Origin of the sequence: Nocardia arthritidis NBRC 100137, from assembly GCF_001612765.1 — a bacterium.
In the GTDB taxonomy this organism is placed as follows: domain Bacteria; phylum Actinomycetota; class Actinomycetes; order Mycobacteriales; family Mycobacteriaceae; genus Nocardia; species Nocardia arthritidis.
In genome coordinates this window covers 1-14,214 of sequence record NZ_BDBB01000076.1, presented here as the reverse complement: position 1 = coordinate 14,214, position 14,214 = coordinate 1, and the positions used below count along the sequence as shown (strand labels likewise).

Genomic DNA, 14,214 nt, shown 5'->3' with positions numbered 1-14,214 from the left:
ATGGTGTTCGTGCCCTACCCGGAGACCGACTGGCTCGAGAATGTCGGCCGCCGGAACTCGGTGTCGGCGCGATGCAACACGGCGTTGCAGGCGTTGCAGGTGTATCGGGGTTCGAGCAGGTGCTCGCCCGCCCTGTGCACGATGGTCAGGCCGGACCGTCCGTCCTCGGACAGACGCCGCGCCGCCCACGCGTTCAGTGCGGCGAACACGGGAAAGAAGTCGAGGCTCTTGGGTGTGGTGCGGTACTCCTGCCGCCGCGCGCCGTCGACGATCGGTGTGCGGACCAGCATTCCGTTGTCGACGAAGTACGCGAGGCGGTCGGTCAGGGTGACCGGCGAGATCGATCCGAGCCGGTCCTGGAAGTCGCCGAAGCGGCGATTGCCCTCGAGTGCGGCGGCCAGCAGGAAGGTCGACCATCGATCGGCGAGCACGCTGCTGGAGTCCATCCCCGGGGCGTCACCCTGCGCCGTGCGTCGGGACCGGCGGTCGGCGACGTCGACGAGCAGCGGCGCGTCCACTTCGGTCCGTACGTCGCGGGCGGTCACCCCGATCGCCTGACACCCACCGCAACCGAACACCGGGGTGATGACGTGCCCGCAGGTGAGGTGACGAAGGTGGGTGGTCGGCCGGTCGGGTGCCCAGGGCGCCCAGTGGCGGTCCCAATTCCACAGTGCGACGAAGGCCAGCCACAGGTCGTTGCCGAGATCGGTGAGGCGGTACTCGTTGCGCGGCGGCGCGGTCGAATACGGATGCACGTCGAGGATCCCGTCGTCGATCAGCCGACCCAGACGACGCGACAGAACGGCGTCGGAGATCCCCAACTCGTCACGCAGTTGCGCGAAACGCTCGGTGCCGTCGAAGACGGCCCGCACGATCTGCAGAGTCCATCTGTCGCCCGCGATGAGCAGCGCGTGCCCCAGCGCGGACGATGCCGGAGGGGCCGGTGGCGCCGCGGCTCGGGGCGGGACTGTGGGCATGCGTCCATCATCGCAAACAGGGTCGGACCTGGCACCGCGGCGGTGCGACACGCAGCGCGCTGCCAGTGGCTTCTTATCAAAAAGTGATTCCGAATCTTGCATTCCGGATGAAGGGGTTGCCGCTGAGAACAGCCATAAATACCCACTCTTCTGGTCGATTAATCGGACAGAATCTGGCGCCGGACAGTGACTATGCATCTTGTAGTAATGACCGGCCATGATTAGCCTGAGGTGCGACAACAAGGAGGAACGGATGACTAACCCCGTGTACGTACTCGGCGGCGCCCAGACCGACTTCGCGAGGAACTGGTCGAAGGAGGGGCTCGGCCTGGTCGACATGTTCGCCGAGACCGTGCCCGCCGCCCTGGCCGAGGCGCGAGTCGACGACCACGAGCTCGGCGTCGTCCACGTGAGCAACCTGGCCGGCGAACTCTTCGCGGGCCAGGCTCAGCTCGGCGGCATGGTGGTCGCGGCGGTGCCGGGACTCGACGGGCTGCCGAGCACACGGCACGAAGCGGCGTGTGCCTCGGGCAGCGCCGCGGTCCTCGCCGCGTGCGCGGACATCGAGTCGGGTCGATATGACGTCGCGCTGGTGGTCGGGGTCGAACTGATGCGCAATGTGTCCGCACAGACGGCCGCCGAATATCTGGGGACCGCGGCATGGGCGGGGCGGGAGGCGCTGGATGTGAAGTATCCGTGGCCCGCGCTCTTCGCCGACATCGCGCTGGAGTACGAGCGGCGCTACGGCCTCGACCACGCACATCTCGGCCGTTTCGCCGAGATCGCGTTCGGCAACGGATCCCGCAATGGTCTCGCGCAGACCCGGGACTGGGACTTCCCGGCGGGATCCTTCGACGAGAACGACGAGGTGAACCCCATCGTCGAGGGGATGCTCCGCAAGACCGACTGCGGGCGCATCACCGACGGCGCCGCCGCCGTGGTGCTGGCCGGGCCGAAGTTCGCGCGGGCGTGGGCACGGCGGACCGGAGCCGACCTGGACCAGGAGGCGACGATCGCCGGATTCGGCCACCGCACCGCGACCCTGCTGCTCGCGGACAAACTCGCCCAGAACGCCGACCAGGACTATCTCTTCCCGCACCTGCGCGGAGCCGTCGAGGACGCCTACCGGCGCGCGGGGATCTCGGGGGTCGCGGATCTGGATGTCGCCGAGATCCATGACTGCTTCACCATCAACGGGCTGGTCACCATCGAGCACATCGGACTGGCCGATCCGGGCAAGGGCGGCGAGGCGGTGATGGACGGCTCGATCGAACTCGGCGGGCGGCTGCCGGTGAACCCCAGCGGTGGGCTGATGTCGCACGGGCACCCGGTGGGCGCCACCGGCGTTCGCATGGTGCTCGACGCGGCTCGCCAGGTCACCGGCCGGGCGGGGGATCACCAGGTCGACAACGCCCGGCGCGCCCTCACCGTCAACATCGGGGGATCGTTCACGACCGCGGTGTCCACGGTCGTCACCCGAGGCACCCGGACGCCCGCCTAGCCGCAAACGACGAAAGCCCCTGGGCGGAGCGGGTTTCGGCCCGCCTCGCCCAGGAGACCTTCGAACCACCCCGGGCCCTCCGACGCGGACCGAGGGGCTCGTCCGACTACCCGCGGGCCTCGGCCAGCTGATCGGCGCGCACCCAGGTGGCATGGAAGCCGGAAGGAACCCGGCGCGGCAACAGCACCCGCGCGATCGGTCCCGCCGCGACGTCCTCGGCGTCGAAGATGTCGATCTCGCCCCGGTCCTCGGCCTCGTCGTTGACGAAGCAGACCAGGTAGCCGTCGGTCTCGCCCGTCGATCCGTCGCGCGGCGCGAAGGGCGCCTCCGAACCCCAACGCCCGGAACCGAATTTGTGCTCTTCCTTGGCGCCCGTCTGCGAATCGAAGCGCACGAGCCCGTCGAACAGCAGGGTCGGTTCGTTGCCGAGGCTCATGCTGTACGAGTACCGGTGCGAGCGGCCCATGACCCGCGAATCCACGCTGGGGAACTCGATATTGGCGTTGTCGAGCTCGGCCTCGATGGTGGCGCCGGTGCGCAGGTTGAAGCGGTACCGGTAGAGCTGCGCATCGAGTCGCATGTACGCGAGCATGTTCGACAGCGGCGACGCGAAAGTCGTCTGGTGCTGCGGGTTCTTCACCCGGCACACATCCATGATGATCTCCTCGCCCGCTTCCCACGCATTGACGACGTGGTAGATGTAGCAGGGCTTCACCTCGAACCAGCGCACCTCGCTGCCCTGTCCGTGCCGGGGAATGACCGCGAATCGAGCGGGCAGCTCCTGGTCGTAGAAGATCCGGTACTTGCCCGCCCGGCGCGCAGCGTGGTCCTGCACCAGTGGCAGGTCCATGAGGATCGAGTAGTTGTCGGTGATCCCGATGTCGTGCGGCAGTCGCGGACCCGGCAGATCGATCTGGGTGAGGTGAGTCTGACGACCATCGGCGCCGATGATGCCGTAGCGCAGGAAGTCCTGGTCGGGGCCGTAGTCGAACCAGATCAGTTCGCCGGTGGCCTCGTCGACCTTCGGGTGGGCCATCATGTCACCCGCGAGGGTGCCCAGAAAGTCCTGTGCGCCGAGGGTTTCCAGCGACAGCGGGTCGACGCTGTAGGGCGTTCCGCAGAGGTACCAGGTCGCCAGGACCTGGCCACGGTGATAAATGACGTCGGTGTTGGCGGAATCCTTGATCCCGAGACCGTGCCCGTTGCCCCACGGATTGTCTTTGGGGTTCTCCATGAGACCGGTCCACAGAGCGCGGCCCGCCTCGGACTCCTCGTGGAAGGCCTTGGTCCGGACATACCGATTGCGGTACCGCACTTTGCCGTTCTCGAAGTGTGCGGCGTGAATCATGCCGTCGCCGTCGAACATGTGATAACGACCCGGCGCCTCGAACTGCCGGTTCGGGCCGTTGCGGAGATACACGCCGTTGAGGTCAGCGGGAATCTCACCGATGACGGTGAGATCGTCGAGGGTGAGTTCGTCGTGGACGGGCGCGAACACGCCTAGGGTGTACGGATTGTCGGTGGCGTCGACCGGGCGAGCGACGGCGATGGGGTCGCCGTTCGCGCGGGGCTGAGTGGAAGTCATGCCTGCTCCGTTTCAGTATTGTTGTGGCATTGTGGGGTAGAGCACCAGCTGGGTGCAGCGGAAGAGCGCGATCGCCCTTCCCGCGTCGTCGCGGACGGTGGCGTCCCACACCTGTGTGCGCCGCCCGCCGTGGACGAGCGTCGCGTCGGCGGTGACCGTCCCCGACCGTGCGGTGCCGAGGTAGTTGGTCTTGAGTTCGAGAGTGGTGAATCCGGACGCTTCGGCGGGTAGCGCCAGCCGCGCGCCGACACCGCACACCGTGTCGGCCAATGCCACGACGGTGGCCGCGTGCAGGTATCCGTTCGGCGCCAGCAGCGCCTCGCGAACGGGCAGTTCGCCGGTGACCGCCGCGGCCGCGGCCTCGCGGATGCGCATGCCGACCAGGCCGGGAAACCGCCCGTCCAGCATTGCGTTCAGCTCGTCGACGAGGGGCCGGGCCGATCCGGTCGGCGTCGCGCGTGGACTGCCCACCGGGGCGCGGTCGTCGACCGGTGATCCCATGTCAGCCGACTTTCTCGATCGCGCTGCGGATGACGCGCCGTTGCAGCTTTCCGATCGGGTTCCGGGGCAGCTCATCGACCGTGACGATCCGCTCCGGCAGCTTGAACGACGCCACCTCCTTCGCCCGTAGGAAGTTCACCAGATCCTCGAGCTCGACCCCGGCCGCGGTCGCGGGAACCACGACCGCGCAGCACTTCTCGCCGAGAACGTCGTCGTGGTATCCGACGACCGCCACATCGGCGACCGCGGGATGGTCGATCAGGATCCCCTCGATCTCGGCCGGGGCGATGTTCATCCCGCCCCGGATGATGATCTCCTTGCTGCGGTCGATGAACCTGAGGTACTCGCCGTTGTCCCCGCACAGCTCGAAGATGTCCCCGCTGCAGAGGTATCCGTCTTCGTCGAACGGGCTCGACGCGGCGGTTCCCGCGAGGTAGCCGGCGAAGATCGTCGGTCCCTGCAGGCGGAGTTCGCCGCGCCCGCCGATCTCGGTGACCTGCTCACCGGTCGCGAGATCCACCAGGCGCACCGAGGTGCGCTCGGCGACCTCGGTGACCCACGACCTGTCCGGCGCGTCGTAGTTCGGCAGGTACTCGGCCCGGATCATCGGGTCAGGCGTGTCGGACGGTGCGCCGAGCAGGCACACGCCCTCGTTCGACCCGAAGAAGTTGAGCACCTCGACGCCGAGCGAGTACTGCCAGTCGCGCACGACACTCGGGGGCAGCGGAGCGCCCCCCGAGCCCACCCGGCGGAGCGCGGACAGGTCGTGCGCGGCGCGCAGGTCCTCGCGCTGCAGCAGCATGGTGAGGATCGCGGGCGGCATGCTCGTGTGAGTGACCCGATAGCGCTGGAGCTGATCGAGATACACGGCCATGTCGAGCGGGTGGTGGAGCACCAGGTGGCCACCGCCGAGCAGCCACGGCAGCAGCGAGGTCGCGAAACCGGCCATGTTGACCATCGGGAACGGGTTGAGCATGACGGACGCGTGATCCGTCTCCAGACCGTCCTGAACCGCCTGCCCGACCGCGATCCAGTCACCGTGGCAGCGGGGCACGCCCTTGGGCGCGGCCTCGGTTCCGCTGGTCCAACAGATGGTGATGCAGTCGTTCACCGATCGGGGCAGGGCCGCGTAGGCACGACGCACGGCCTCGAGCGATTCCTCGGTGGCGGGAGCCGCGTCCAGCGGCCTGCCTCCGTTCGACACGGGTAGGCCGAAGGTGAACACGGTGCGCAGCGAGGGCAGCTCGCCGATCAGGCTGAGCGCTTCCTCGGACGGCGCCCGGTCACCGAGGTTGTTGACGGTGACAACCGCGACGGCCGAGGCGGATTCGACGATCCGCGTCAGTTCGTGCCGTCGGTACGAGGCGGGCATGGGGGCCGCGATCGCGCCGAGGCGCCACAGCGCGAAGTAGGTCGCGGTCAGGGCGACGGAGTTGGGCATCAGCACCGCGACGACATCGTCGGGACCGACACCCGATTCGTGCAGCTGGGCGGCGAGGTCGTCGACGCGGGCGTCGAGTTCCTGCCAGGTCAGCGCCTCGGGCTCGATCCCGCACAGCTCGGGCAGGTTCGTCGGATCGGTCACCGCGCCGGCGTCGCCGCGGCTGCGGACATGGCCGTCGAGGAGATCGAGCACGGTCAGCGGCGACCACCACCGGCGTTCCAGGTAGCTGTCGACACGGTGATCGGGATGGCAGGGGCGTGAGCGGTTGGCGGCTGTGCCGTCCGGGATGGCGTTCATGGCGTCTCTTTCGTGCGGTGATCTGGTGTGGCCGGTCAACGGAGTCGGCGGACGACGATGGCGGCGCCGAGCCCGAGCGCCGCAGGGATGGTGACGAGGCCGTATTCGCCGTCGACGCGGGCGAGCTGGTCCAGGGCGTTGACGAGGAGAACTCCACCGCCCGCGCCCAGCGGGTGGCCGGTGGCGAGGGATCCGCCGAGTGGATTGACCCTGTTCGGATCGAGCCCCAGTTCCCGGATCATCACCAGGACGGACGCGGCAAAGGATTCGTTCGCCTCGATCACGTCGAGCTGTCCCGCGGTGATCCCCGCCTTCTCGATGGCGCGCCTCGAAGCGGCGACCGATGCCGTGAGCAGTGGCGAGCGCACGGCGGCCTGGGCTACGCCGACCACCTCCCCGATCGGCTCGCTGCCGAGCCGATCGCGCGCGGCGGCGGATCCGAACACTGCCAACGCCGCACCGTCCGCCATCTGCGGAGCGGTGGCGGCGGTGTGCAGCCCGCCCGTCGGCCGCTCGACGGCGGGCAGGCGCATCGCGACTCTGCTCCACGATGGGTCCTCGCCGAAGAGGGGAGCGAGTTCGCCGAGGGATTCGAGGCTGACGTCGGGTCGGGGGCCCTCGTCCGAGTCGAGGATCGTGGTGTCGCCCGATCGGACCGCGATCACCGACCGGGACGGCGGAGCCGCGGCGGCGCGCTGGTGCGAGGTGACCGCGTAGGCGTCGAGATCTGTTCGTGTCAAACCGTATTCGGCCGCGGTGAGGTCCGCGGAGACCCCGATGGTGACGTAGCCGGTGCGGTCGCCGAGCTCCTCGTCGCCGACGAAGGCAGGCCGGTCGGACAGCATCGGTACCCGTGACATCGACTCGACGCCACCGGCGACGACGACATCGGCGATACCGGAGGCCACCTTTGCCGCGGCGGACTCGATCGCGTCCAGCCCCGAGCAGCACAGTCGTGAGACCACCCCAGCGCCGACCTGGTCCGGCCAGCCCGCCCAGAGCACGCCGGCCCTGGCGACGTTGCCACCCTGGTCACCGACCGCCGTGCTGGTGCCGACGATGACATCGTCGACCGTGTCGGCGGGCAGCCCGCGATCCCGCAGGGCGGACAGCAGTTGGGCGAGAAGTTCGTGCGCGGGTACGTCGGCGAAGGTGCCGCCCTGACGCCGGACCCGGGCCTTCGGCGTGCGGACCGCGTCGTAGATGTAGACGCCGGAGGAGAACTGGGGCACGGTCACGCCCCCTCGACCTGGCGGCGGTCCTGGACTATGCGGAATCGCCCGGCGATGAATGACTCGTCGGTGAGGGTCGCGTTGCCTGCTGGGTTGAGCCCGGTGACGTGGTAATCGCTGTAGGCGGCCGCGAACTGCATGGGCATCGAGGACACCAGATTCGCCGAGAGGGAGGCTCCGGCATCGGCGTATGCTTCGGCCACCTCGTCGATGACGGCGTCGTCGGTGCAGTAGAGGTACGAGCTGATCGCGCCGTGGCTGCGGACGCTCGCGGTCGCGTGCGCCACCGCGAACGCGGTGTCGGCGCAGTCGACGAGGAACGCGACCGGACCGAACTGCTCGCCGTCTGGAAGCGTGTCCCCCCGACGGGGGTCGACCCGGACGACCAGGGGGGTCACCGCCCTGGCCTGGGGATAGTCCGGGTGGACGTACGGTACCGGCCTGCGCAGCAAGGTCCCGCTCGCCTCGGCCGCGTCGGCGAGCGCGGTGATCGAGTGCAGCGTCGCGTCGGATTGCAGCGCGCCGCAGACGGCCGCGGCGCGGCGAGGCGCGCCTGCGAGGTCGTCGATCGCGGACAGGAGCGCGGTGATGACGTCGTCTCGGGCGATCATGCCCGCGTCCGTGCGCACGCCCGCGTCGGGGATGTAGATGTTCTGCGGCGTGGTGCACATCTGGCCGCTGAAGAGCGAGAGACCGCCGGCGAGCGTGCGCATCGCCGCGGACAGGTCGGAAACGGAATCGAGGACGACGGTGTTGACGCCCGCGGTCTCGGTGAACACCAGGGTGTTCGGGACGTTCCGTTCCAGCCACGACCCGAACGTGGGACTGCCGGTGAAATCGACGATCCGCACCTCGGGACTGGTGGCGAGCTGTCCAGCGACGGGAGCCTCGACGGTGTCGACAACCAGCTGGACGGCGTCGGCGGGCAGCTGCGCTTCGGTCAGCACCTCGCGGATCACGCCGACCGCGAGCGCGGTCGCGAGGACCGAGCGGGGGTGCGGCTTGACGAGAACCGGGTTTCCCGTCGCGAGGTTGGCGAGAATCGCCGGGTAGGCGTTCCAGGCGGGGAACGAGGCGCAGGCGATGACGAGCGCGGTGCCGAGGGGGCGGGCGCGGAATCGCTTGCGCAGGGTCACGTTCGACTTGCCGAATCGCTGCTGCCAGGTTACCTGTCCGGGTACCCGGGTCATGGCCGACCAGGCCATCGCCACCGCTTCCAGGCCGCGGTCGAGGGCGTTGGTCCCGCTTCCGCTGCAGGCCATGTTGAGGCTCTGCCCGGTGGTGTGCGCGGTGACCGACGCGAACTCCTGGCCGCGCTGGTGGATCCGGTGCAGCGCCTCCAGGCACACGCCGACCCGACGCTCGATGTCGGCATCGCGGAGAGCACGGGCGGCGGCCGCCGCGCCGGCGAGCGCCTGGTCGGCCGACGGTGCGTGGTAGCTGACGTTGAGCGCCTTCCCGGTGTACGGCGAGACCTCCTCGGCGGTGATCACCGAGTCGGTGGGCGACGAGAGCATCAGGGTGGCGCCGTCGAACGTGGCGAGGACGGCATCGGCCTGCGCGACGTCGGGCGGGGCGATGGGCGCGTACCCGGTCCAGGCGACGCGGGTGCGGTTGGCCTCCGCCGCTGCCTGCAGCAGTTCGAGGTGGGTTTCGAAGAACATCGGCGCTCGTTCCTGTGTCAACAGATGTGTGGCGAGATCAGTCAGCGATCGGGAATGACGAGACAGGTGTCCGCTCTGTCCGATGCAACTACTGTTATTGAAGTGAACCAGCGCACAGTAAGAATTGTCAACGGTCGACGGATTGCCGGAGTGGGAAGGCGCTCCGGCTAGCGCGGGAGCTGAGCGCCGAACGGGAAAGGTTCGAAGCGCACGGAGGTGCGTTCCATCATGACCTCGCAGCCGCGGCAGCGCAGCGCGGGGAGCAGCCAGGAGCCGCAGTCGGGGTGGCGGAGTTTCGGGCCGAACGGGAGCGCATCGGGATGGGCGAGCTGCGTCCACGACAGCAGGAAAGCGAAGATCGGGAACAGTCCCCGGCCGCGCGGCGTCAGGACGTATTCACGTCCGTTACCCCGCTCGCTCCGGGCGAGGATCTGCATCTCGGACAGCCGTCCCAGCCGCTCGGTGAGTGTCGTCGGCGAGATGCTCAGGATGGACTGGAATTCTCCGAAGCGACGCACCCCCGACAGCGCCAAGCCGGTGACCATGGCGCTCCAGCGGTCGCCGATCGCCTCCATGACCTCGGTGAACTGCAGGTCGGCGCGGCTCACCGACGGGGCATTGCGGGTCGATCGCCGTCGCCCGCTTCGTGCCACCAGGACCAGAGATTCACGGTCCAGTTCGAGCTGGGCATCCCGGATGCCGACGGCGCCGCCGCAGTGCCCGCACATCAGCGCCGGTGGTCCCCGATGGCCGCAGTCGATGTGCACCAGCTCGGGTTGCAGTAGCCCTTCGGGGGACCACTCACGCTGCCAGGCCCAGACGCTGGCCAGGATCTCCCACGTCGCCATGCCGAGCTCGGTCAGGAGGTAGTCATGGCGGTCGCCGCCGTTGTGCTGCGGCCTGCGCTCCATCAGGCCCGCCTCGACCAGCGCGTTCAGGCGTGCGGTCAGCATGGCGGGCGGGGCCCCGGTGCGGTCGATCCACTGGCTGAAGCGGCGCGCGTGATCGACGAAGGCCTCGCGCAGGATGGCCAGGGTCAGCCGGTCGCCGAGCAGGTCGATAGTCTGGGCGACCGGGCTCTGCGGTGCGGTGGTCCCGGATTCGGTCATCTCATCCACCTCCCGGTCCTGCCCGCGACGATCGCATCCCGCGCATCGTTTGCTCAGGCATCCAACACAATAGCGATGCCCTGTCCCACGCCGATGCATGCCGCCGCCACCCCGATGCCGCCGCCGAGCCGACGCAGATGGCGCAGGCAATCGACCACCATTCGGGCAGCCGACGCGCCGAGCGGATGACCGAGGGCGATGGCGCCCCCGAAGGGGTTGACCCGATCGACCGCGATGCCGGGGAGTTCACGCAGGCAGGAAAGGACCATGGCGGCGAACGCTTCGTTGAGCTCGAGCACTCGAACATCGGCGAGCCCGAGCCCGGCGCGGTCCAGCGCTTTCGCGATGGCGGCCACCGGCGCCAGCGCGAACTGGTCCGGCTCGGCGCCGACCACCGCCGAGCTCAGCACCCGGCCGAGTGGTTCGACACCGAGTTCGTCGGCGACGGCTCCGGTGCCGATCAGCGCCGCGACCGCGCCGTCGCTGATCGGCGACGAATTCCCCGCTGTCACGCTGCCGTCGCGTGAGAAGGCAGGACGCAGGGCGGCCAGGGTCGCCGCGTCGGTCACGCGGATCGATTCGTCGCGGTCGAGGTCCGGGTGTGGCGTGACGAAGCCGTCGTGCACGCCATCCGTCCATGCTCGGCCCGCCAGCTCATGGGACCGCAGCGCCCATTCGTCCTGTTCGGCGCGGCCGACGCCCCGCTGCTCCGCCACCAACTCCGCCGACCTGCCGAGCGTCTCGACCCAGGTCGCGGGGAAACGGGGATTCGGCATGCGCCACCCGACGGTGGTAGGGATCAGTTCCATCTTCCGTGGAAACGCGGAGTCCACCGGCGGGAGCACGTACGGCGCGCGACTCATGCTCTCCGAGCCGCCCGCGATCGCGATCTCGGCGTCACCGACCGCGACCCGCCTGACCGCGGACAGCACCGCCTCGGCGCCGGAGCCGCACAGCCGGTTGACCGACACACCCGGGATCGTGTGCGGGAGTCCCGCGAGCAGCACCGCCATCCGCGCCACATTGCGGTTGTCCTCGCCCGCGCCGTTGGCGTTTCCCCAGACGACGTCGTCGATCCGGCCGGGATCGAGGGTGGGATGTCTGCGGACCAGGTCGGCGATCGGCAGCGCGGCCAGATCGTCGGCCCGGACGTGGGAGAGCGCGCCGCGAACCGCGCCGAACGGCGTCCGGACCGCATCGATCACCCACGGTGCGCGTCGGTCGGCGAGGGAATGGCGTTCGGTCATGGGACTCCTCCTGGGTGGTCGGTGCGCGGCCTTGCGGAAATTCACCCGTCGTTGTGTACTTCAATAACTGTAGCTAATGGAAGGAGTCTCATGTCCATAGCCGACGTGGTGCGTACCGCGGCCGATCGCTACGGGCCCGCGACCGCGATCGAGGACAGCCGCGGGACTCGAACGTTCACCGAACTGTCGGACCGGGCACACGCGCTGGCCGGGGGCCTGCACGGCCTCGGCGTCGCGATGGGCAGCCGGGTCGTCGTCCTGCTCGGCAACTCTGTCGCGGCCGTCGAAGTCGATCTCGCGCTGGCGATCGGCGGCTTCGTCCGGGTGTCGCTGAACCCGCGTGTGGGCCCGGTGGATTGGGAACGCGTCGTCCGGGACTGTGTGCCGGACGCCCTGATCGTCGACCCTCGGATCGACGGAGCGGCCGAGTTCGCCGCGCGGACGACGTCGACCGTGATCACGGTCGACCCGATCTCGTCGGCCGGGTCTTCGCTCGAAGAGCTGGCGACCGGTGTCGCCGACCACGTCGAGATGCCGACGCCCGAGCCGGATTCGCTGTGCGCGCTGCACTATTCGTCCGGGACCACCGGCGTCCCGAAAGGAGCCGAGCGGACTCACGCGAACCGGCTGGCATCGCTCGCCGCGATGCGCGACCAGGTGCTCGCCGACACCCTCGACGGAGCCGATCCCGCGGTGTTCCTGCACGCGGGCCCCGTCATTCACACCAGCGGGCTGTTCGTGTTGCCGTTCCTCGAGGCGGGCGGTCGCCAGGTGCTTCTCGATCACGTCGGCCCGGCGGGTCTCATCGATGCCGTCGAGGCGCACGCCGCGACCCATACCGCCCTGGTGCCAACGGTCATCGCCCGGCTGCTCGACTTCGACGACGACCGGCTGTCGGTGATGCGGCGCCTGCGCATGCTCGCGTACGCGGGCGCCCCGATGCCGGTCGAGCACATCCGGCAGGCGTATCACCGCATCACGCCCGAGCTCGTTCAGTACTACGGAATGGTCGAGGCGATCCCGCCCCTGACGGTGCTGACCGCGGCGGACCATCGCCGTGGCGTGATCGACAACGCTGATCTGCTCGGGTCGGTGGGGCGCGCCTGCCCGGCGGCGGCCATCGTGATCGGTGGCCACGGCGACCCGGTCCCCGACGGAGAGATCGGCGAGATCGTCGTCGCGGGCCCCGCGGTCAGCCCCGGCTATCACAAGGCGGGCACGCGAACGGATCTGGGCAAGAGCCACGTCGACGGACGCCTGTACTCGGGTGACCTCGGCTACCGGGACCCGGACGGCTACATCCACCTGACCGGCCGCAGCAAGGACATGATCATCACCGGTGGGTACAACGTCTATCCCCGCGAGGTGGAAGAGGCGATCGCCGCGATCCCGGGGGTCGACGACGTCGTTGTGGTCGGGTTGCCCGACGAGGTGTGGGGGCAACGCATCGTCGCCGCGTACACCTCGGCGGCCGGCACGCGCGTCGAAGGCGACGTCGTGTTGGCGGAGAGTCGGACGCGGCTGCCCGACTACAAACGTCCCAAGGCCGCGCACCGCGTCGACCGTCTGCCGTTGACCGCGCTGGGAAAGGTCGATCGGGCAGCGGCGGCAACGCTGCTCGACGCCCTCGTCCGCGCCGCATCATCAACTCACACAAGCACTTACAGCTCCCCGATAGAGGACTCTCAATGACCGACTCGTTCCTGTCCACCCTGCGCCTGCCGGTCGTCGCGGCGCCGATGTTCCTGGTGTCCGGCCCGGAGCTCGTCACCGCCGCCTGCACCGCGGGCGTCGTCGGATCGTTCCCGACGCAGAACTGCCGCACCGCGGCCGACCTCGACACCTGGATGGGATCGATCACCGATGCGCTCCGCGCAGCAGCGGCCACCGAGGGTCGGGTCGCCCCGTGGGCGGCGAACGTGATCACGCACAGCAGTAATGCCCGCCTCGCGGACGACCTGCGCCTCATCGCCGAATACCAGCCGCAAATCGTCATCACCGCCCTCGGATCCCCGAAACCCGTGATGGACATCGTCAAGGGATACGGCGGCACAGTGATCGCCGACGTGGTCAACCTTCGCCTCGCGCACAAGGCCGCCGCCGCGCGCGTCGACGGCATGGCCTGCGTGTCGGCGGGCGCGGGCGGCCACACCGGTCACCTGTCGCCCTTCGCGTTCACCTCCGCCGTGCGCGAGTTCTTCGACGGGATGATCATCATCGGTGGCGGCATCAGCGACGGTCACGGTGTCGCGGGCGCGATCACCGCCGGCGCCGACCTGGTCTACATGGGTACCCGGTTCCTGGCCGCGGCAGAGAGCATGGCCGCCGAAGGGTACAAGCAGATGGTCGTAGACCACGGGCCCGACGACCTCGTGATCAGCTCCGCCATCACCGGCACCCCCGCCTCCTGGCTCAAGCCCAGCCTCGTCGCCTGCGGCCTGGACCCCGACAACCTGACTCCGCCGACCGGCGAGAAGAACTACACCGCAGGCGCGGAGTCGATGAAGCGATGGAAGGATGTCTGGGCGGCCGGTCAGGGGCTGCAGCCCATCCATGCGATCGAACCGGTGCGCACCATCGTCGAGCGGGTCGAAGAGGAGTACGTCGCGGCGCTGCGGCGGTCGAGCCGGATGATCACGACCGCCTCGCGTTGAGGT

At 69.2% G+C, this 14,214-nt stretch carries 11 protein-coding genes; 3 read left to right on the top strand and 8 right to left on the bottom strand.

Annotation, left to right across the window (positions count from 1 at the left end):
* Window positions 1-14 precede the first annotated feature (14 nt).
* Window positions 15-977: a winged helix-turn-helix transcriptional regulator gene (locus tag NA8_RS31775; RefSeq protein ID WP_084467237.1), complete on the bottom strand. Its 963-nt coding sequence runs from the start codon at window positions 975-977 to the stop codon at window positions 15-17.
* Between the two features lie 253 nt (window positions 978-1,230).
* Between NA8_RS31775 and NA8_RS31770 the strand changes: the two genes are divergently transcribed.
* Window positions 1,231-2,478 (top strand): acetyl-CoA acetyltransferase, encoded by a 1,248-nt coding sequence (locus NA8_RS31770; RefSeq protein ID WP_063053985.1) that lies wholly within the window; start codon window positions 1,231-1,233, stop codon window positions 2,476-2,478.
* 106 nt (window positions 2,479-2,584) lie between these two features.
* Here the strand turns inward: NA8_RS31770 and NA8_RS31765 are convergent, their stop codons facing one another.
* From NA8_RS31765 to NA8_RS31735, 7 genes are all read right to left on the bottom strand, one after another.
* Window positions 2,585-4,063 (bottom strand): carotenoid oxygenase family protein, encoded by a 1,479-nt coding sequence (locus NA8_RS31765; RefSeq protein ID WP_063053984.1) that lies wholly within the window; start codon window positions 4,061-4,063, stop codon window positions 2,585-2,587.
* Window positions 4,064-4,075: 12 nt separating this feature from the next.
* Complete coding sequence (locus NA8_RS31760) at window positions 4,076-4,564, bottom strand: PaaI family thioesterase (protein ID WP_084467236.1); 489 nt, start codon at window positions 4,562-4,564, stop codon at window positions 4,076-4,078.
* A 1-nt stretch (window position 4,565) separates the two neighbouring features.
* Window positions 4,566-6,305 carry a class I adenylate-forming enzyme family protein gene (locus tag NA8_RS31755; protein WP_063053983.1) on the bottom strand — a complete coding sequence of 580 codons (1,740 nt, stop codon included), beginning with the start codon at window positions 6,303-6,305 and terminating at the stop codon, window positions 4,566-4,568.
* 35 nt (window positions 6,306-6,340) lie between these two features.
* Window positions 6,341-7,543 carry a thiolase family protein gene (locus tag NA8_RS31750; protein ID WP_245664084.1) on the bottom strand — a complete coding sequence of 401 codons (1,203 nt, stop codon included), beginning with the start codon at window positions 7,541-7,543 and terminating at the stop codon, window positions 6,341-6,343.
* The gene (locus tag NA8_RS31745) at window positions 7,540-9,201 is read right to left on the bottom strand and encodes an aldehyde dehydrogenase family protein (RefSeq protein WP_063053982.1); all 1,662 of its coding nucleotides are present in this window, start codon (window positions 9,199-9,201) and stop codon (window positions 7,540-7,542) included. The genes NA8_RS31750 and NA8_RS31745 overlap by 4 nt, the downstream gene beginning before the upstream one ends.
* 167 nt (window positions 9,202-9,368) lie before the next feature.
* Complete coding sequence (locus NA8_RS31740; protein ID WP_063053986.1) at window positions 9,369-10,310, bottom strand: winged helix-turn-helix transcriptional regulator; 942 nt, start codon at window positions 10,308-10,310, stop codon at window positions 9,369-9,371.
* Between the two features lie 53 nt (window positions 10,311-10,363).
* A complete protein-coding gene (locus NA8_RS31735) occupies window positions 10,364-11,557 on the bottom strand; it encodes a thiolase family protein (RefSeq protein WP_063053981.1) in 1,194 nt (397 codons plus the stop codon).
* Between the two features lie 21 nt (window positions 11,558-11,578).
* Between NA8_RS31735 and NA8_RS31730 the strand changes: the two genes are divergently transcribed.
* Window positions 11,579-13,249, top strand: coding sequence for a class I adenylate-forming enzyme family protein (locus NA8_RS31730; protein WP_218019540.1), 1,671 nt, complete (start codon window positions 11,579-11,581; stop codon window positions 13,247-13,249).
* Window positions 13,246-14,211 (top strand): NAD(P)H-dependent flavin oxidoreductase, encoded by a 966-nt coding sequence (locus NA8_RS31725; protein ID WP_063053979.1) that lies wholly within the window; start codon window positions 13,246-13,248, stop codon window positions 14,209-14,211. Before NA8_RS31730 ends, NA8_RS31725 begins: the two co-directional genes overlap by 4 nt.
* Window positions 14,212-14,214: the final 3 nt, after the last annotated feature.